The following is a 19,116-nucleotide window of genomic DNA, read 5'->3' as shown; positions in this document are numbered from 1 at the left end:
TACCGTACCGGGCAACCACTCTACGTGCGCAGCCAGGATCAGGAGGTGAGCGCATGGATCAGGCGATGCGTGCACCCCTGAGCACGCTGGTCCGGTACGTCCTGCTGGGCGTCGGGCTCGCTGCTGCCCTCGTGCTGCTCACTCTCGTCTTCGGCGTCCGGTCCGCTTCGGCGTCGACCGCCGCCCCGACGTCCGCCGCGTCCACCAGCGACCGGCCGGGGCTGCTCGGCGGGGTCACGGAAGGCCTCGGATCGACCGTGCAGGGCGTCACCCGCGGCGTCGGTTCGGTCGTCGGCGAGGTGGTCGACCCCGTCCGCACCGCCGTCGCCCCGAAGCCCCCGGCGCTGCACCCGGCTCCCGGTCCCGCGGCTCCGGCTCCGGCGCCCGCGGCGCAGTCGGTTCCCGCTGCCCAGCCGGCGCAGGCCGCTGCCCGACCGGCAACCGCGGAGCCCGCTCCGGCACCCGCGAAGCCCGCTCCGGCACCGGCCGCGCCGGTCCACAAGCCGGCACCGGCGCCCGCCGCGCACGCACCCGCCGAGCCCGCAGCACCGGCTCCCGCACCGACGTCCACGGCGGGCTCCGCGGCCGAGGCGACCAGTGCCTCCCGGCCGCTGACCGGCCCGCTCGCGACGGCACTGCGCCCCGTCACGGGAGCCGTGCAGGACCTCACCGGCGCACGCCCCGTCACCGGGCTCGTGGACGCTCTCGACCGCGTCGTCGCCGGACTCCCGGTCGTCGGACCGGTCGCCGGCGACGGTGCCCTCGGGACCGTCACGGCGCCCGTCACCGGGCTCGTCGACGACACCCTCGGTGGCGTCGGCGGCACGGTCGGCGACCTCCCCGGCGTGGTCGACGGCACGGTCCCGCTCACGCCCGGAGGCGCGCTCCCGCCGCTCGACGGCGCGCAGCCGCCGGTCGCGACCCTCCCTGGAGGCACGATCCCCGTCACCGGGACCGGCCTGCCCCCGGTGGGCAGCGGCTCCGGAGCCCCCGCGGTCGCGACCACGCCAGAGTCGTCCTCCGTGCCCCGGGCCGGGTCGGCCGACGCTACGGCAACGACCACGTCACCGGTCGCGGCGGTTCGGGTCCCCGCGGCCGGCGACGCGTCCCTCGGCGCCGCCCCGACGACCTCCGTGGTCGTGGACGGGCGCGCGCTCCTCGTCCCGGAGGGTGGTGCCCCCGTGCACCTGCCGGCCGACGGCCCCGCCGCGACCGGCACCCCCGGTGGTGCCACGGGCGGTTCGTCGATCACCGCGCCGGTCGGCACGACCGCCGGTTCGGACGCCCAGTTCTCCCTCACCGCGGGGTCACGCGGTTCCCTCGCCGACGACGTGGTCCCCGCGTCCCTCGTCGGCGACCACGACGTCGCCCCTGATTGAGATCGGTGCGCCTGTCCGCCACGGCAGGCACGCACACACCCCCGACCGTCACCACGGTCGGGAACCGATCTCGATCAGGGAGTGAACGACCATGAACAAGTACGTCTCGAGAGGGCTCTGGTTCGCCCTCTTCGTCGGCGGCCTGACCCTCGGGGGAGCCGCGGCAGCGAACGCCGCGACGACCTCCGGAGCGGACGGAGCCGTCTCGGGCACACAGGTCGCCCCGTCCGTCGACGCTCCGGTGTCCGTCACCGGCAACGCGCTCGGCGTCCTCGGCGACGCGGTGTCGACGGTGACCGGGTCCGGCGCTGCGTCGACCCCGGCACCCGCGGCTCCGGCAGCCTCGGCTCCGGCAGCTCCGGCTCCGGTCACCTCGGGGGCGGACGGCACCGCCTCGGGGACGCAGGTCGCTCCGGCGGTCAGCGTCCCGGTGACCGTGTCCGGCAACGCGCTCGGGGTCGCAGGCGATGCGTCCTCGGCGACCGCTCCGGCTCCGGCACCCTCGGCTCCTGCGCCTGCGCCTGCGCCGACCACGTCGGGCGCGGACGGCACGGCCTCGGGCACGCAGGTCGCCCCGGACGTGGACGTCCCGGTGACCGTGTCCGGCAACGCCGTCGGGGTCGCGGGCGATGCGTCCTCGGCGGCGGCTCCGGCCGCTCCGGCTGCGGACTCGTCCGCTCCGGCTGCACCGGCCCCGACGACGTCCGGCGCGGACGGCACCGCCTCGGGCACGCAGGTCGCACCGGTCGTGTCCGTGCCGGTGACGGTCTCGGGCAACGGGATCGGCGTCCTCGGTGACGGTGCGGCCTCCGGCTCGACGACCACGACGCCGGTCGGGACGGGGACGGGCACGGGAGCCCCGACGCCGACCACGGACGGTTCCGACGGGCTGCTCTCCGGCACGCAGGTCGGTGGCCTCGTGTCGGTGCCCGTGACGATCTCTGGCAACGGGATCGGGGTCGTCGGTGACGGCGCGAGCGCGGGTTCGACGTCCGGCACGGGTTCGACCGGTTCGGTCCCGTCGGCCGGTGGGACGACGGACGGTTCGGACGGCATCGGTTCGGGGACGCAGGTCTCCCCGGTGATCAGCCTGCCGGTCACCATCGGCGGGAACGGGATCGGGGTCGTCGGTGACGGCGCGAGCTCTGGTTCGACGGCTGGTTCGGGTTCGTCGGGTTCGGTCCCGTCGGCCGGTGGGACGACGGACGGTTCGGACGGCATCGGTTCGGGGACGCAGGTCGCGCCGGTGATCAGCCTGCCGGTCACCGTGGGTGGCAACGGGATCGGGGTCGTCGGTGACGGCACGAGCTCTGGTTCGACGTCAGGCTCGGGTTCGACCGGTTCGGTCCCGTCGGCCGGTGGGACGACGGACGGTTCGGACGGCATCGGTTCGGGGACGCAGGTCACCCCGGTGATCAGCCTGCCGATCACCATCGGCGGCAACGGGATCGGCATCATCGGTGACGGCACCAGCACGATCACGACCCCGGGTGACGGTACCGACCCCGGGACCGGCACGGACCCTGGTGACGGCACCGACCCCGGGACGGGTACCGACCCCGGGACGGGAACGGACCCGGGTGACGGCACCGACCCCGGGACCGGCACGACCCCCGGGACCGGGGCCGGGACCGGCACCACGCCCGGAGCCGGCAGCGGGACGACCACCGGTTCGGCGCCCGTGACGGCGACCGTCCCGGTGACCGCAGCCGTCGTGACGGCGGCGACCAGCGCCTCCCGGCTGGCCACGGCCGCAGCGGTGACCACTGCCGCGGCCACCGGGTCCGGGAGCACCGCGACGAGTCTGGCCTACACGGGCGCGGCGTCGCCGACGCTGCCGCTGACCGCTGCGCTGCTGCTGCTCCTCGCCGGAGCCGGCGTGCTCACGCTGCGTCGTCGGCACTGACCGGACGGGCCAGCGACCCCGCGGTCGCGCCGGGACCACCTCCGAGGTGGTCCCGGCGCACCGCGCTGCCCGCCGGACGTCCACCTGTGAGCGAACTGGACGGACTCTGGAAGGTGGTGATGCTGATCCTGTGAGCAGTGGAAGCGGCTCGGCGGCTGGTCGGCAGCCGGCCGGGGCCACGATTGGCACGTGCTCCACGAACTCCTGCGCCTCAAGATCACGGACAGTGACGTCCTCGTCCCGGTGGACGTCATCGCCGGCCTCCTCGTGCTCTGGGCGCTCGTCGTTCGACCGTGGTCGCTCTCGCGGTTCCTCGTCCGGATCGCCGCCATGGGCGTCGGAGCCGTCGTGGGGCTCGGCCTCGTGTGGTGGTTCGGCGACGTGCAGGACGCGTTCGGCGTCGCCTTCACGCCGATCACCCGGATGTGGGTGGCCTTCGCGGTCGCCGCCGTCGCGCTCCTCGTCACGGTCGCGGTGCAGGGCGGATGGGGGCGTCGGGTGATCGCGCTCACGGCGGCGGGAGCGGTCGTCCTCGCGGCCGGGCTCGGCGTCAACGTGGACTTCGGGTTCTACAAGGACATCCAGCAGGCGCTCGTCACGAATCCCTACCCCTACAAGGACCTGCCGGTGCTCGCGACGGGACCGACGACCCGGCCCGCCCTCGACCCGTCTGGGTGGCACGCCCCCGCGGGCATGCCGGCGAAGGGCGAGGCGATCAGCGTCCGGATCCCCGCGACGGTGTCGCACTTCCACGCGCGGAAGGCCGTCGTCTGGTTGCCCCCGGCAGCACGGACAGCGCACCCGCCGACGCTCCCCGTGATCGTCGCGCTCTCCGGGCAGCCGGGCGAGCCGTCCGACCTGTTCCAGACGGGCGACATGGGGCGCTTCCTCGACCGCTACGCTGCTGCCCACGACGGGCTGGCCCCGATCGTGGTGTCGCCCGACCAGCTCGGCGCGCCGAACCGCAACCCGATGTGCGTCGACTCCCGCCGCCTCGGCCGGAGCGAGACCTACGTGATGACCGACACCGTCGACTGGATCCGGAAGCACCTCCCGGTGGCCGCGGCCCCGTCGGGGTGGGCCGTCGCCGGGTTCTCCGAGGGGGCGACCTGCGCGATGCAGTTCTCCTCCGAGTTCCCCGACGTGTTCGGCTCGGCGCTCGCCATCTCGAGCGAGCCCGCACCGCTGACCGGGAGCGCCGCGAACAGCATCAAGGTGGCGTTCGACGGTTCCGCGGCGAAGTACCGGGCAGCGGCGCCCGCAGCGCTCATGGCGGCGCACGGGCACTACGTCGACCACCTCACGGTGTTCGGCGTCGGGCAGGACGACGCGCCGTACCGGCGGTCGACCGCGATGCTCGACGCCGCCGCGCGCAAGGTGGGCATCACGACCGAGGTCATCGTCTCGCCCGGCTCCGCGCACGACTGGAACACCGTGCGGTACGTCCTCGCGCACGGACTCCCGACGGTGATCGCCCACCTCGGTCTCCCCGCGAGCGGTGCCCTGTGAGCCCGCAGACCCGAGCGTGGCCGCGGCGCGCGCAACAGACCCTGCGGCGGTACCCGGTCACCACGGTGCTCGCCCTGCTCGTCCTCGTCACCTCCGTCGCCGCGGTGGTGCTCCGCGTGCAGCACGGCACCCAGCCCGCGTCGTTCGGCCCGTTCCGGGTGTTCGCCGCGTCGACCGGCCTGGTCGCGATCCTCGTGACGATCGCCGGCGTGGTCGTGCTGATAGGTGCATCGGAACGGCTGATGGGGCCGTGGCGGACGATCGTCGCGTTCGTCGTCACCACCGTGGTGGGGACCGGGGTCGGCGCCCTCACCGCCTTCGTCGACACCGACGGCCGTGACGTCGGGCACCTCCTGCTCGGCCGCGCCACGGCGTTCGACCCGTGGACCGCGATCGTCGGCACGATCGTCACCGCGAGCGCGTTCGCCGGCACGCTCTGGCGGCGTCGCATCCGGGTGAACGCCCTCGCCGTCGTGGCGGCGCTGCTCCTCTACGCCGGCCACGTGTCGGACCTGTACGCCGTGCTCGCCGCGGCCGCCGGCTGGGTGCTCGGCGAGCTGCTCCGACGGACGCCGAAGCGCACCGGGTGGCTCCGCAGCTCCCACCGGGAGATCCGGGTGCTGCTCGGGACCGCCGTCCTCGTCTCGGCGGTCGGACCCGTCATCGCGCTCGTCTCGAGGGCCCGCGTCGGACTGCTCGCCCCGCTGGCCGCGGTCGTCGGTGCCGGTCCGGTGAGCCCGGTGCGCGGGTGCCGCGCGGACGGTGTCGCGGGGGAGTGCCTCCGCGGACTGCTCTCGTTCCGCGCGACCGACCCGTGGACGCTCGTCCTCGCCGTGGCGCCGCTCCTCGTCCTGCTCGTCGGCGGCCTCGGGCTCTTCCGCGGCAGCCGCTTCGCGGTGTGGCTCGTCGTCGTCGTCGACGTCGTCACCGGGGTGGCCGCCGCCGTCACCTACGGACTCGTGCCGGGGCGCGTCACGGCCCTGCACGGCTTCGAGGACCAGTTCGTCGTCGACGTGTCGATCGCCGCGTCGATCGTGGTGCCGCTCGCGACCGCGGTCGTGCTCGTCCTGCTCCGCCGCTCGTTCACCGTGCTGCCGTCCCGCCGACGGGTCGTCGGCTTCGCGGTGACCGTCGGTGCGTCGGCACTCGTGCTCGTGACCATCGTGCTGGTCGTGGCCGCGTCCTCGCCGGCCCACGTGGAGGACCCCGTCCGGCTCGCGCTCGCCGCGCTCGGCCCGCTCGCGCCGGTGTCGTTCTGGGACCGGCTGCCGTCGCTCGACCCGGCACTCCGGCTCGTCGTCGGCCTGAGCGGACCGGTGCTCTGGGTCGTCGTCGCGCTCGCCGCGGTCCGGCCGACCGGCGCGGTCGAACCCGACACCGACGCGGACGGCTCGCGGGCAGACCGCGAGCGGGCACGCGCACTCCTGCTCGCCGGCGGGGGCGACACGTTCGGTTGGATGACGACGTGGCTCGGCAACCAGTACTGGTTCGCGGCCGACGGGCGGGCGGGCGTGGCGTTCCGGCGGAACGGCGCGGTCGCGGTGACGGTCGGCGGTCCGTTCGGGTGGCCCGACGCACGCGAGCGCGCGCTGACGGACTTCGCCCGGTACTGCGACGACAACGGCTGGACCGCTGCGTTCTACGGGATCGAGGCCGAGGTCGCGGAGCACCTCACGCCGCAGGGCTGGGGCACGCTGCCGGTCGCCGAGGACGCCGACTTCGACCCCCGCACGTGGACCACGAGCGGGAAGAAGAAGCAGGACGTCCGGACCGCGGTGAACAAGGCCCGCCGCGAGGGCATCACCGCGACCTGGTCGTCCTGGCAGGACCTCCCGACGCCGACCGTCCGGCAGATCGAGGCGATCTCGGAGGAGTGGGTCGCCGAGCGGGAACTCCCCGAGATGGGGTTCACCCTCGGCGGCGTCGACGAGATGCGTGACCCCGCCGTCCGGACGCTCGTCGCGCAGGACGCCGAGGGCACCGTGCTCGCCGTGACGAGCTGGCTCCCCAGCCACCGGGACGGGCGCGTCGTCGGGTGGACGCTCGACGTGATGCGGCGGACCGACCACGCGCCGAACGGCGTCATGGAGTTCCTCGTCGCGAGCGCCGCGGAGCAGATGCGCGACGACGGGGTCGAACGGCTCAGCCTGTCCGCCGCGCCGCTCGCGCAGGTCTCGGACCCGGAGGCGCCGACGGACGGCGTGCAGAACCTCCTCGAGCTCGTCGGCGGGGTGCTCGAGCCCGTCTACGGGTTCCGCTCGCTCCTGCGCTTCAAGCAGAAGTTCGGCCCCGAACTGCACCCGCTCGTCCTCGCCTACCCCGATCCCGTCGCGCTGCCGGCCATCGGCATCGCGGTGGTGCGGGCGTACCTGCCCGACCTGTCGTTCCGGCAGGCGGTTGCCTTCGCGCGGGGGCGCGGCTGACCGACGCACCACCTGTCGGCCGGGAGGCTCGTGGCGGCGCCGCCACGAGCCTCCAGGCTGCTGCGTGTCACGCGAGGAAACCGGCGCAACCGGACCGTCATGCGGGTGGGGTATCGTTCCCGGTACGCAAGCGCTCCGGGGTCGGTGCAAGTCCGAACCGGTGGTGACAGTCCACGAACTGATGACGGGTGCGAACCCGGCAGAGGTTGACCTGGTGGGATTCCAGGACCGACGGTGAAAGTCCGGATGGGAGGAAGCGCTGGCGGGCAGGTCGACCGTGTCGACCCGTCCGCCCGTGTCGACGATCGTCGAGCACCCCCGGAGTCCCGTTGAGAGGACACCAGTGTTCACCGGCATCATCGAGGAACTCGGCACCGTCACCGCCGTCGAGCAGCACGGCGACTCCGTCGCGCTCACCGTCCGCGGTCCGCTCGTCGTCGCGGACGCATCGCACGGCGACTCCATCGCCACGTCCGGCGTCTGCCTGACCGTCGTCGAGCAGACCCCCGACACCTTCACGGCCTTCGTCATGAAGCAGACGCTCGACATGAGTGCCCACGGCGCACTCGTCGTCGGCGACCGCCTCAACCTCGAGCGCGCCGCGTCGGTGGGGGACCGCCTCGGGGGCCACATCGTGCAGGGGCACGTGGACGGCACGGCGACCGTGCTCGAGACGTCCGACGGCGACGGCTGGCGGCGCGTGCGGTTCTCCCTCGCGCCCGAGCTGAGCCCGCTCGTCGTCGACAAGGGATCGATCGCGCTCGACGGCGTCTCCCTCACCGTGAGCGCGGTCTCGTCCGAGGACACCGCACCCGACGCCGCGTGGTTCGAGGTCAGCCTCATCCCGGAGACGCTCGAGGCCACCACACTCGGGCTCCGGGTGCCGGGGGACCGGGTGAACGTGGAGACCGACGTCCTCGCCCGGCACGTCCGGCGGATGCTGCGGCTCGACGCCGCGGCGACGGCCGCCGGCGCTGCTGTGTCGGCCGGTGCTGCCGGTGCGGCGGAACCCGTCCTGGAGGCGCGGTGATGGTCACGCACGCCACACCCGTCGCCGCGTCCGGCCCCGGCGAACACCGCGTCCCCGGACTGTCGAGCATCGACGACGCCGTGGCCGCCATCGCGTCCGGCCGCCCGGTCATCGTCGCGGACGACGAGCACCGCGAGAACGAGGGCGACGTCATCCTCGCCGCCGAGCTCGCGAGCCCGGAGTGGATCGCGTGGACCGTGGCGCACTCGTCCGGGTTCGTCTGCGCACCGGTGTCCGCGGAGATCGCCGACGCGCTCGACCTGCCGCCGATGGTGGCCCACAACGAGGACCCGAGGGGGACGGCCTACACGGTCACCGTCGACGCGGCGTCCGGCATCACGACGGGCATCAGCGCACACGACCGCGCCCGGACCCTGCGAGTGCTCGCCGACCCGGCGTCCGTCCGGTCCGACCTGCACCGCCCGGGCCACGTCGTGCCGCTCCGCGCCCGCCCGGGTGGCGTCCGCGAACGCGCCGGCCACACCGAGGCGGCCATCGAACTCGTGACCGCTGCGGGCCTGCGCCCGGCGGCGGCCATCTGCGAGATCGTCGACGAGGACGGCAGCATGATGCGGCTGCCACGGCTCGTCGAACTCGGGGCGCGCGAGGGCGTGCCCGTCATCACCATCGCCGCGCTCGTCGAGTGGCTGGACGCGGCCGACCGGGCGGGGAAGTCGCCCACGGAAGGAACGACACGATGAGCGGAGCGGGAGCTGCGGAGCGCGGCCACGTCGACGGCACCGGGGTGCGGGTCGCGATCGTCGCCGGGCAGTGGCACGACGTCATCGCCGCGGGACTCCTCGCGGGGGCGCAGCGCGAGGTCGAACGGCTCGGTGCGACGGCGACCGTGATCCCCGTGCCCGGGAGCTTCGAACTGCCGGTCGTCGCGAAGTCGGCGCTCGAGTCCGGGTTCGACGCGGCGGTGGCGCTCGGGGTCATCATCCGCGGCGGCACCCCGCACTTCGAGTACGTGTCGGACGCGGCGACGAGCGGCCTCACCCGCGTCGCGATCGAGACCGGGAAGCCGATCGGCTTCGGGGTCCTCACCCTCGACGACGAGCAGCAGGGCATCGACCGCGCGGGGCTGCCCGAGTCGAAGGAGGACAAGGGAGCCGAGGCCGCGCACGCCGCCATCGCGACCGCGGTCACGCTCCGGTCGCTGCGCGTCCCCGCTTGACCACCGCGTCCGCGCGCCCCGCAACGCTGCACGACCGAAGGCACCCCGCACCACGTTCCGACGCGGTTCGGGGTGTCTTCGGTCGTGCGCGAGCCGTCGAGGCGCGTGGAGCGGGCCGGGTCGGCTGGCGCGCCGGCCGGGCGGGCGCGCAGTCGGCAGGCCCGCCTGCCTGACGAGTGCTGCGTGGTGGGCCCGAGCCGCGCCTCCAGGCCGTGCGCGCAGCGGAACGACGACGGCCCCGCACCGATGGGTGCGGGGCCGTCCGTGCCGTGCGGTGGTGACTACCGCTTGCCGAACACGTGGATCGGCAGGAAGAACGAGATGCACATGAGGATCAGGCCACCCATGAAGACGAACGCCTGACCCGACGCGACCTGGAACGCGAAACCGAACAGGTACATCGACACCAGCAGCAGCAGGATCGAGAAAACAGCGGCGATGACGCGGCCCACGGTGGTACCTCCGGAATCAGCGGGTGATGCAGTCGCCAGTCTATCCCCAGGAGCGCGGGTGCTGGTTCACGCCGCGGGCTTCGTCGCGATCAGACGGTCGACGACGGCGAGCAGGGCCTCCATGTCGACGACGCCGCGGGTCGGTCGGACGTCCGTCGTCGCGCCGAGCGAGGCCTGGTGGTACAGCCCGTCGCCGAGCAGCTTGACGGCCTGCGCGGTCGGCTCGTCGCCGAGCTCCTCGACGAGGGTCTCGAGCCAGGCGTTCTCGGTGTCGTCGAGGGTCCGTCCGGCCTCCTCGTACCCGGCCTGCTGCAACCGGCTCGCTGCGAGCAGGGCGAGGTCGAGCTCGCTGCCGACCCACTGGCAGTTGCGGACGAAGTAGCGGGCCACGCCGTCCTCGGCCTCGCGCATCCGCTCGACGTCGATGTGCGACAGGTCGGAGAGCCGCTCGCACAGCCCCTCGACGAGGGCGGCCTTCGAGCCGAAGTGGTAGAGCAGTCCGCCCTTCGAGACGCCGGCGCGGGCGGCGACGGCGTCGAGGGTCGCCGGACGCTCGCCTTCCTCGCACACGATGGCGACGAAGCTGTCCAGGACACGATCGCGGGCGCTTGCCATGCCGGAAGTCTGCCATGCGCGGGACCGGGCGGCGCGCACCGGTCGCGCCGCGGCCGGGGGCCGCACCGTCGCCGGGCAGCGCGCAGGCGCCGTGGGCCATCCTCCACGGCGCCTGCGGGTCGGGTCAGCCCTTGAGTGCTCCGGCGGCGATGTTCGCGATGAAGTGCCGCGAGCCGATGATGAACACCCCGATGAGCGGGAAGACGCTGATCACCGCGCCCGCCATCACCGAGCCGAGGTCCGTCGCGTTCACCGAGCTGAGGGAGGCCAGCGCCACCTGGAGCGTCTGTCCCTTCGGATCGATGAGCACGATGAGGGGCCAGACGTAGTCGTTCCACGAGCTGATGAACGTGAAGATGCCGAGGAAGGCCAGGCCTCCGCGGAGCATCGGCACCGCGATCGACCACCACGTCCGGAAGAACCCGGCACCGTCCACCCGCGCGGAGTCGATGATCTCGTTCGGGATCGACCCGGTCGCGAACTGCCGGAGCAGGAAGATGCCGAACGCGTTCGCCGCCCCGGGGACGATGAGTGCCTGGAGCCCACCGATCCAGCCGAGGTGCGCCATGAGGACGAAGCTCGGCACCAGCGAGAGGCTCCCGGGCACGAGGAAGGTCGCGAGCATGACGGTGAAGAGCGACCGCTTGAACGGGAACTCGTACTTGGCGAACGCGAACGCCGCAAGCGAGTCGAACAGCATGACGAGCACGGCCGTGGCTCCGGACACGAGCACGGTGTTGCCGAGCGCGCGGAGCATGTCGACGCTGCTGAACACCGTCGCCAGGTTCTGCATCGTGTGGTCGCTGAACCAGAGCGAGGGCGGGTAGCCGAAGATCTGCGCGTTCGACGACGTCGACATCACGAGCAGCCAGTAGAACGGGAAGATCGACAGCACGACGCCGACGATCAGGCAGAGGTGCGTGACGAGCCGTCCGACCCAGCCGTGCCTGAACCCGCGACGGTTGTCGTCGGGGCGGTCCGCGGCGGCGTTCGGTCGGCCGAGGGCCGCTGCGGTGTTCGTCGTGCTCGGTGCGGTGTCGGCGCTCATGCGCGGTCCCCCTTCGAGGCGGTGGTGGCACCGGCGCGGCCGGACGTCGCCGGAGCGAGGGTGCGCGCGGTGCGCAGCCGTCGCGGTGTCTTCAACCCGTCGCGTTCACTGAGCAGGCGCCAGTTGATGATCGCGAAGACCACGGAGAAGAAGAAGAGCACCCAGGCGATCGCCGAGCCGTAGCCGAAGTCGAACTGGTTGAAGGCCTGGTCGTACTGGTAGAGCACGATCGTCATGCCGGCTTCGTCTGGTCCGCCGACGGCCTGGCCCTGGAACAGGATCTGCGGCTCCGTGAAGAGTCCGAGGCCGCCGATCGTCGACGTGATCACGGTGAAGAGGATCACCGGCCGGAGCATCGGGATGGTGATCCGGGTGAAGATCTGCCAGGTGTTCGCGCCGTCGACCTTCGCGGCGTCGTACAGCTCCGTCGGGATCGACTGCAGTCCGGCGAGGTAGATGATCGCGTTGTACCCGGTCCACCTCCAGATCACCATGACGGCGATCGTGACCTTGACGCCCCAGTACGTCGAGAGCCACCCGACCGGGTCCGCGCCGACGGCACGCAGCGCGGCGTTGACGAGCCCGAACCCGTCCGAGAACACCGACCCGAAGACGATCGCCATCGCGACCATGCTCGTGACGTTGGGGATGAAGAACGCGACGCGGTAGAAGCCCTTCGCCCGGATGTTGCCGTGCAGCAGGAACGCGAGCACGAGCGCGAGGAAGAGCATCGGGACGGTCGAGATGATCCAGATGATGAAGGTGTTCGACACCGCGTTCCAGAACCTCGGGTCGCCGAGGAGGTACTGGTACTGCGCGAACCCCACCCACGCGGGGGAGCCGACGCCGTCCCAGTCGGTGAAGGACAGGACGATCGAGAACACGATCGGGAACAGGCCGAACACGAGGAACAGCACGTAGAACGGTGCGATCGCGACGTACTGCGGCCAGACCGGCGGAGGCCCGACCGGCGGCCGGCCGCAGCGGTCGAGATCGACGAGGTGGGTGTGCCGCCGACGGTCGGGTTCGCCGTGGTCGCGGGTGCTTCACGGGTCGAGGTCATGCCGCCACACCCCGCTTCGCGAGGACCCGGTCGGTCTGGTCGACCGCGTCCTTCCACGCCCGCTCGGGGTCCTTGCCCGTCGACTCGACGTTCGTGATCTCCGTGGCGAAGGCCCCGATGAAGCGCTCGCGGTTCGAGATGTAGGTCACGGGCACCTCCGGTGCGGCATCGCTGAAGAAGTCGAGCGGGTCCTGGTCGCCGAAGTAGTCGCCCGGGTTCCGCATCAGGCCGTTGGTGAACGACGCCGGGGTGGAGGGGAAGAGCTGGATGTCGTTGTAGGTGTGCGACTGGATCTCGGGCTGCGTGATCCACTTCGCGAACGCCACAGCGGCCTCCGGGTCCTTCGAGGACTTCGGGACCGCGAGGAACGAGCCGCCGCTGTTGCCCGGCCGCTCCGGCTGCTTCGCGATGCGCCACTTGCCGGACAGGTCGGGTGCGGTGTCGTGGATGATCTGCGTCCACCAGGCGCCCTCGATCTGCCCGGCGACGCGGCCCGCCACCCACCCGGCGTTCTGGTCCGTGCCGGACTGCAGGTTGCCCGTGATGCCGGCGTGGATCGACTCGACCGCGTTGTCCCAGGCCTTCCGCACCGAGCTGTCGTCGCGCTGGTAGAGCGGCTCGTCGTCGCGGTCGAAGTACCGGGTCGGGCTCGCGGCGATGAACTGGTTGAAGAGCTGTGTGGCGGTGATGATCGTGGCCGCGCCCGTCTTCTGCTTGATCTGCTTGCCGACCGCACGGAAGTCGGCCCAGGTGCTGATCGCGGCGCCGACCTCGTCGGGTTCGGTCGGCAGGTCCGCCTTGCGCAGCACCTCCTGGTTGTAGAAGAACCCGGTGGGTCCGGTGTCGACGGGCCAGAAGCACTGGCGTCCGGACGGGGTGCGCCCGAGCGAGAGCTTCCAGTCGTAGTAGTCCTCCCGCTCCGCAGCCGTCGGCCGGAAGTCGGTGAAGAGCTCTTCGTCGGGGAAGTACAGCCAGCAGTTCGAGTTGATCATGAGCACGTCCGGGATGAACGCGTTCCCGGCCAGCGCCGTGCGGAACTTCGTGTCGTACGAGGCGCCGCCGATGAGGTCCGGTCGCAGACGCTTCGCTCCCTGCCCGGGGATGCCGCCGGCCGCCTGGCGGAGGAACTTCGGGTCGAGCGAACGGTTCCAGTACCAGAGGACGAGTTCGTCGGGGTCCTTCGAGATCGCGGTCCCGGTCGAACACCCCGTGAGGAGTGCGGTGGTGGCGAGTGCCCCGAGGGCTCCTGCGCCGGCGAGGAACCCCCGCCTGCTGAGACGGACGGATGGTGCTGCTGTCACGGACGACCTGCTCTCGTCGTTGAGATTGCCGGACACCTCGGCGGCGCGCTCGTCGGGCAGCGGCCGGCGCACGGGCACTCATCGTCGAGACCCGTGCCGAGCGTTCGACCGTGAACGCTCACGAAGTGCTCAGAGCATGCTCTCCGCGACACGCCGTGTCAAGCATCCTCGGCATTGTGCCGTGGCGGAGATCGGGCTAGCGTCGCTGCGACCGTGAAGGTTCACGACGAACAGGATCCGCATGTCAGCGCAGACCGCGACCCCCACCTCCACCCGCACGCAGGAAGGGTGGGCCGTCCTCGGACCCGGTGGCATCGCGCGCCGGTTCCTCTCCCAACTGCCGGCGAGCGGGAACGGCGTCACGGGTGACGTCGACCCGTCGGTCGGCGGCGTGCTCGTGGCCGCCGGGAGCAGCGACCCCAGCCGTGCGCAGGCGTTCGCGGACGAGGCTGCCGAGCACGGCTTCGCCGACGTGACCGCGGCCGGCTACGACGAGGTGCTCGCCGATCCGCGGGTCGACGCGGTGTACGTCTCGACGGTGCACACCGGGCACGCACGTCTCGTGCTCCGCGCCCTGGCTGCCGGCAAGGCGGTCCTCTGCGAGAAGCCCCTCTCCCCGAACCACGGCACCGCGATGGCGCTCGTCGACGCCGCACGCCAGGCGGGGCTGCCCCTGGTCGAGGCCTACATGTACCGCTTCCACCCGCAGACCGCGGCGCTCCGCGAGCTCGTGCGTGACGGCGCGATCGGCGACGTCACCCACGTCGACGCGTCCTTCGCCTTCCGCGCCGGCTCCCGTACCGGTCGCCTGTTCGACGTCGAGACCGCCGGTGGCGGCATCCTCGACGTCGGCGGGTACCCGGTCACGATGACCGCGGCCGTCGTGCAGGCGGCGACGGGCGTCGCGGTCGCGGAACCGACCGAGCTGACCGCGACGGGGACCCTCGGGCCGACGGGCGTCGACGAGTGGACCACGGCGCACCTCACGTACCCGTCCGGCATCACCGCGGTGGTCCGGACCGGTGTGCGGGTGCAGGACGAGAACGCCGTGACGGTGTACGGCACCCGCGGCCGGATCGTGCTGACGGACCCGTGGACCCTCGGGGACGACCCGACGATCGAGGTCCGCACCGTCGACGAGGAACCCCGCACGCTCTCGTTCGCCGGTGCGGCGCCGTACGCGCTCGAGGCCGACGCCACGACCGCCGCCCTGCGCGACGGACGCACCGACGCCCCGGAGATGACCACCGACGAGTCGCTCGCGACCGCCAGGACCCTCGACCGCTGGCGCGAGGCGATCGGCCTCCGATACCCGTTCGAGGCCGAGGACGCCGACATCCCGACGGTGAGCGGCGAGCCGCTGACCGTCGCGGCCCACGAGCCGGACCGGGCCGACAACCCGATGCGGTACGGGGAGATCGCCGGGGTCGGCAAGCGGCTGTCCCGACTCGTGATGGGTGTCGACAACCAGCTGGACCTCGCCCACGCGAGCGCGATCTTCGACCACTTCGTCAGCCGCGGCGGCAACGTCTTCGACACCGGCTACATCTACGGCGGCGGAACGATGGAGGGCCGGCTCGGGAAGTGGATCCAGAACCGCGGCGTCCGGGAGGACGTGGTCGTCATCACGAAGGGCGCCCACACCCCGTACTGCGACCCGGAGTCACTGACGCGGCAGCTGCTCGAGAGCCTCGATCGCCAGGGCACCGACTACGCGGACATCTACATGATGCACCGCGACAACGAAGACGTCCCCGTGGGGGAGTTCGTCGACGTCCTCGACGAGCACCGCCGCGCCGGCCGCATCCGGGTGTTCGGCGGCTCGAACTGGAGCCTCGCACGCTTCGACGAGGCGAACGCCTACGCGGCGGCGAACGGCAAGCACGGCTTCGAGGTGCTGAGCAACCACTTCGGCCTCGCCGAGGCGTACGACGTGCCGTGGGCGGGCTGCCGCCACGCGACCGACCCGGAGTCGAAGCGGTGGCTCGAGGAGCGTCAGGTCCCGCTGCTGCCGTGGTCGTCGCAGGCCCGTGGGTTCTTCACCGGCCGTGCGGCGCCGGAGGACACGAGCGACGCCGAGCTCGTCCGCTGCTACTACTCGAACGAGAACTTCGAGCGGCTCCGTCGCGCCCGGGAGCTCGGTGCGCAGTTCGGGGTGCCCGCGACGGCCATCGCCCTCGCGTACGTCCTGAACCAGCCGTTCCCGACGTTCCCGCTCTTCGGACCGCGTACGATCGCGGAAGCCCGCTCCTCGATGCAGGGCCTCTCCGTCGACCTCACTCCCGAACAGGTGGCATGGCTGGACCTCCGCGACTGACCGATCCGCAGCACGCCGTGGGTGCGCCGGACCCGTCCGACGCGCCCGCGGCACCTGCGGCGCAGGCGTCGCCCGCGGCACCTGCGACGCAGTCGTCGCCCGCGGCTCCCGGGACACCGTCACGGGCCACGATCATCGACGTCGCCGCCGCCGCCGGCGTCTCCCGGCAGACCGTCACCCGCGCGATGAACGGGATGTCCGGGATCAGTGCCGCCACGAAGGAACGGGTGCTCGCCGTCGCCGAGCAGCTCGCGTACCGTCCGTCCCGCTTCGGCCGCGGCCTCGTCACGGGCGGCGACCACCAGCTCGGCCTGGTCGTCAACGACCTCCGGAACCCCTACTCGCCACAGCTCGCGTCCGCCGTCTACCGCCTCGCGGCCGAGCAGGGGTGGAACGTCATGCTCGCCGACACGACGCTCGCCGGGGACGCCGACCGCATCGTCGCCGCCCTCGGCAGCCAGACGGACGTCGTCATCGGGTACCTCGGCAACCGGCGCGAGCGGTGGACCGCGCTCCTCGGCTCCGTCCCCATGGTCGAGCTCGACCCGTCCGCCGACCCGCCGACGGCCGCCGTGTGGATCGACCCGGCGGAGTCGATCGAGCAGCTCGCCGACCACCTCGTCGCGACCGGCGTCCGACACCCCGTGGTGCTCGACAACTCCGAGCCCGGACGGCCGAGCGCACGTGGCGCCCTGATGCTCGACGCCCTGCACCGGCGCGGGTACCTGCCCGAGCTCGTGCACGGTCCGCACGGCACCGCGGAGTGCGGCGCGGAGGAGACCACGAAGGTGCTCGCGCGCCGACGCCGGCTCGACGCCGTCCTCGCCTTCAACGACGTCATGGCGCTCGGGGTGCTCCAGGCGTGCCGACGCGCGGGCCGCGACGTGCCCGGCGACGTACGGGTCGTCGGGGTGGACGGACTGCCGCTCGGTGCGCTCGTCTCACCGACGCTCACGACCCTCGCGGTCGACCTCGATGCCGTGGCGCGGGAGGCCCTCGACCTCGCGCTCGGGATGCTCGCGGGGGAGCTGCCGCGCAGCGGCGCTGCCGTGCAGCGCACGGTGCGGCACCGGCTGCTGGTGCGCGAGAGCGCGTAGCCGATCGCGCGAGCGCACGCCCACCACGCACCGGCCTGGAGGCCCGTGGCGGGCCCGCACCGTGCCTCCCGGCCGCTCGTTGGTTGCATTTGCAACCAACACCGTCCAGACGGTACACTTACGGAGTCCTGACGGGGCGCGTGTCGATCTCCGCGCCCCGTCCCGGACCACCCCCACCGAAGTGCCGTCGACCTGGTCCGGCTCGAAGTCCTCCAGGAGTCCTGCGTGTCCGCTCTGCTCACCAGCTCGGTCCCCACCGTCGCCACCGGCAGCCGCGCCCGACGGTTCGCCGCGCTCGCCGTGCTGATGCTGCCCGTGCTGCTCATCTCGGTCGACAACACCGTGCTGAGCTTCGCCCTCCCGTCGATCAGCCGCGCCCTCGACCCCGACGCCACGACCCAGCTGTGGATCGTCGACGCCTACCCGCTCGTCCTCGCCGGCCTCCTCGTCGTGATGGGGAGCATCGGCGACCGGATCGGACGACGCCGCATCCTGGTCGTCGGTGCCACCGGCTTCGCGCTGCTGTCCGTCGCGGCCGCCTTCGCCACCGACGCCTGGATGCTCGTCGCCGCCCGGATCGCGATGGGCGTCTTCGGTGCGATGCTCATGCCGGCGACGCTCTCGATCATCCGCAACGTCTTCACGGACGCGGGGGAGCGGCGGATGGCGCTCGCCGTGTGGTCGACGATGTTCGCTGCCGGCAACGCGCTCGGACCGCTCGTCGGCGGGGTGCTCCTCGCGCACTTCCCCTGGGGCAGCGTGTTCCTCGTCGCCGTGCCGATCCTCGTGCTCATGCTCGTCGGCGTGCCGTTCTTCGTCCCGGAGTCACGCGACCCCGCGCCCGGGCCGGTCGACGTGCCGAGCATGCTGCTGTCCCTCGGCGCGCTCGGCCCCGTCGCCTGGGCGATCAAGTCGGTCGTGCACCCGGAGGAGCGGGGGCTCGCGATCGCGATGCTCGCGGTCGGCGTCGTGTGCGGCATCGCCTTCGTCCGCCGGCAGCTGCGCTCCCGCACGCCAATGCTCGACCTGACGCTGTTCCGCAGCACGGCGTTCACCGGCAGCGTGCTCATGAACCTCGCGGCGATGTTCTCGCTCACCGGGTTCCTGTTCTTCATCGCGCAGCACCTGCAGCTCGTGGCCGGGCTCGACCCGTTCACCTCGGGCGTCGTGCTCATCCCCGGCTCCGTGCTGACGATCGTCGCCGGCCTCGTCGTCGTGCCGATCGTCGCCCGTGTCGCGCCGCGCTGGGTCGTCGCCGTGGCGCTGCTGTTCTCCGCGGCCGCGTACGCGATGGTCGCGGTCCTGGGGCACCACGCCACGGTGGTCGCCCTCGGGTTCGCCTTCGTGCTGCTCGGCATCGGGATCGGCGCGTCGGAGACGGTGACGAACGACCTCATCATCTCCACCGCTCCCGCCGACAAGGCCGGTGCGGCGTCCGCGCTCTCGGAGACGGCGTACGAGATCGGGGCCGTGCTCGGGACGGCCGTGCTCGGCACGATCCTGGCGACCGCCTACCGTGCCCACGTGGCGGTGCCCGACGGGCTGTCCTCCACCGCGCACACCGCAGCGCAGGAGACCCTCGGCGGAGCGGTCTCGGCGGCCGCTGACCTCGGCGGCTCGGCCGGCGAGGCGTTGCTCGCGTCGGCCCGGGCGGCGTTCGACTCCGGCGTGACGATCACCGGTTCGGTGGCCGCGGTGCTCATGGTCGTCGCCGCGTCGGGTGCCGTGGTGATGCTGCGCCGTCGGTAGCGGGACACACGGCGCGCCCGGGATCGTCGGAACCTGTGAATCGTTGACCT

The 19,116-nt window shown here is 72.6% G+C and carries 14 protein-coding genes, 1 pseudogene and 1 riboswitch; of the genes and pseudogenes, 10 read left to right on the top strand and 5 right to left on the bottom strand.

Annotated elements, in window-relative coordinates; translation table 11 throughout:
* Positions 1–65: 65 nt before the first annotated feature.
* The 7 genes and pseudogenes from ACRQ4C_RS12440 to ribH all read left to right on the top strand — a co-directional run bounded on the left by ACRQ4C_RS12440 (position 66) and on the right by ribH (position 9,424).
* Positions 66–1,379: a hypothetical protein gene (locus ACRQ4C_RS12440; protein WP_439688834.1), complete on the top strand. Its 1,314-nt coding sequence runs from the start codon at positions 66–68 to the stop codon at positions 1,377–1,379.
* 91 nt (positions 1,380–1,470) lie between these two features.
* A complete protein-coding gene (locus tag ACRQ4C_RS12435) occupies positions 1,471–3,285 on the top strand; it encodes a hypothetical protein (RefSeq protein ID WP_439688833.1) in 1,815 nt (604 codons plus the stop codon).
* 189 nt (positions 3,286–3,474) lie between these two features.
* Positions 3,475–4,794, top strand: coding sequence for an alpha/beta hydrolase (locus tag ACRQ4C_RS12430; RefSeq protein WP_290131171.1), 1,320 nt, complete (start codon positions 3,475–3,477; stop codon positions 4,792–4,794).
* A complete protein-coding gene (locus tag ACRQ4C_RS12425; RefSeq protein WP_290131172.1) occupies positions 4,791–7,217 on the top strand; it encodes a bifunctional lysylphosphatidylglycerol flippase/synthetase MprF in 2,427 nt (808 codons plus the stop codon). Before ACRQ4C_RS12430 ends, ACRQ4C_RS12425 begins: the two co-directional genes overlap by 4 nt.
* 128 nt (positions 7,218–7,345) lie before the next feature.
* Positions 7,346–7,479, top strand: a riboswitch (FMN riboswitch).
* A gap of 81 nt (positions 7,480–7,560) precedes the next feature.
* Positions 7,561–8,247, top strand: a complete 687-nt coding sequence (locus ACRQ4C_RS12420) for a riboflavin synthase (protein WP_290131173.1) — start codon at positions 7,561–7,563, stop codon at positions 8,245–8,247.
* Positions 8,247–8,909, top strand: a pseudogene (ribB, locus tag ACRQ4C_RS12415) (3,4-dihydroxy-2-butanone-4-phosphate synthase); the annotation flags it as partial. The gene ACRQ4C_RS12420 and the pseudogene ribB, both read left to right, overlap by 1 nt.
* Positions 8,910–8,944: 35 nt before the next feature.
* Positions 8,945–9,424 (top strand): 6,7-dimethyl-8-ribityllumazine synthase, encoded by a 480-nt coding sequence (gene ribH, locus ACRQ4C_RS12410; protein ID WP_290131174.1) that lies wholly within the window; start codon positions 8,945–8,947, stop codon positions 9,422–9,424.
* 281 nt (positions 9,425–9,705) lie between these two features.
* Here the strand turns inward: ribH and ACRQ4C_RS12405 are convergent, their stop codons facing one another.
* The 5 genes from ACRQ4C_RS12405 to ACRQ4C_RS12385 form a co-directional block, all read right to left on the bottom strand.
* Positions 9,706–9,876, bottom strand: coding sequence for a hypothetical protein (locus ACRQ4C_RS12405; protein ID WP_175329491.1), 171 nt, complete (start codon positions 9,874–9,876; stop codon positions 9,706–9,708).
* Between the two features lie 66 nt (positions 9,877–9,942).
* Positions 9,943–10,491: a TetR/AcrR family transcriptional regulator gene (locus ACRQ4C_RS12400; RefSeq protein ID WP_290131175.1), complete on the bottom strand. Its 549-nt coding sequence runs from the start codon at positions 10,489–10,491 to the stop codon at positions 9,943–9,945.
* 124 nt (positions 10,492–10,615) lie between these two features.
* A complete protein-coding gene (locus tag ACRQ4C_RS12395) occupies positions 10,616–11,539 on the bottom strand; it encodes a carbohydrate ABC transporter permease (RefSeq protein WP_439688832.1) in 924 nt (307 codons plus the stop codon).
* Entirely contained in the window at positions 11,536–12,456 is a 921-nt protein-coding gene (locus ACRQ4C_RS12390; RefSeq protein WP_439688831.1) for a carbohydrate ABC transporter permease, read from the bottom strand. The genes ACRQ4C_RS12395 and ACRQ4C_RS12390 overlap by 4 nt, the downstream gene beginning before the upstream one ends.
* Before the next feature lie 142 nt (positions 12,457–12,598).
* On the bottom strand, positions 12,599–13,903 hold the full coding sequence (locus ACRQ4C_RS12385) for an ABC transporter substrate-binding protein (RefSeq protein ID WP_439688830.1): 1,305 nt from the start codon (positions 13,901–13,903) through the stop codon (positions 12,599–12,601).
* Between the two features lie 241 nt (positions 13,904–14,144).
* Between ACRQ4C_RS12385 and ACRQ4C_RS12380 the strand changes: the two genes are divergently transcribed.
* The 3 genes from ACRQ4C_RS12380 (at position 14,145) to ACRQ4C_RS12370 (ending at position 19,066) form a co-directional block, all read left to right on the top strand.
* Positions 14,145–16,220: an aldo/keto reductase gene (locus ACRQ4C_RS12380; protein WP_439688829.1), complete on the top strand. Its 2,076-nt coding sequence runs from the start codon at positions 14,145–14,147 to the stop codon at positions 16,218–16,220.
* Positions 16,199–17,317, top strand: coding sequence for a LacI family DNA-binding transcriptional regulator (locus ACRQ4C_RS12375; RefSeq protein WP_439688828.1), 1,119 nt, complete (start codon positions 16,199–16,201; stop codon positions 17,315–17,317). Before ACRQ4C_RS12380 ends, ACRQ4C_RS12375 begins: the two co-directional genes overlap by 22 nt.
* A 225-nt stretch (positions 17,318–17,542) precedes the next feature.
* Positions 17,543–19,066, top strand: a complete 1,524-nt coding sequence (locus ACRQ4C_RS12370) for an MFS transporter (protein WP_290131181.1) — start codon at positions 17,543–17,545, stop codon at positions 19,064–19,066.
* The last annotated feature ends 50 nt before the right edge of the window (positions 19,067–19,116 follow it).

The organism is Curtobacterium sp. SP.BCp, from assembly GCF_051903255.1.
GTDB lineage: Bacteria > Actinomycetota > Actinomycetes > Actinomycetales > Microbacteriaceae > Curtobacterium.
The sequence above is the reverse complement of the archived record's forward strand: the minus strand, read 5'-3'. Positions and strand labels throughout refer to the sequence as shown.

Excerpts from the sequence above, each read along its gene's own strand:
- ACRQ4C_RS12440 (WP_439688834.1), top strand. The coding sequence starts at position 66 with ATGCGTGCACCCCTGAGCACGCTGGTCCGGTACGTCCTGCTGGGCGTC.
- ACRQ4C_RS12435 (WP_439688833.1), top strand. The coding sequence starts at position 1,471 with ATGAACAAGTACGTCTCGAGAGGGCTCTGGTTCGCCCTCTTCGTCGGC.
- ribH (WP_290131174.1), top strand. The coding sequence starts at position 8,945 with ATGAGCGGAGCGGGAGCTGCGGAGCGCGGCCACGTCGACGGCACCGGG.
- ACRQ4C_RS12400 (WP_290131175.1), bottom strand. The coding sequence starts at position 10,491 with ATGGCAAGCGCCCGCGATCGTGTCCTGGACAGCTTCGTCGCCATCGTG.
- ACRQ4C_RS12395 (WP_439688832.1), bottom strand. The coding sequence starts at position 11,539 with ATGAGCGCCGACACCGCACCGAGCACGACGAACACCGCAGCGGCCCTC.
- ACRQ4C_RS12380 (WP_439688829.1), top strand. The coding sequence starts at position 14,145 with ATGTCAGCGCAGACCGCGACCCCCACCTCCACCCGCACGCAGGAAGGG.
- ACRQ4C_RS12375 (WP_439688828.1), top strand. The coding sequence starts at position 16,199 with ATGGCTGGACCTCCGCGACTGACCGATCCGCAGCACGCCGTGGGTGCG.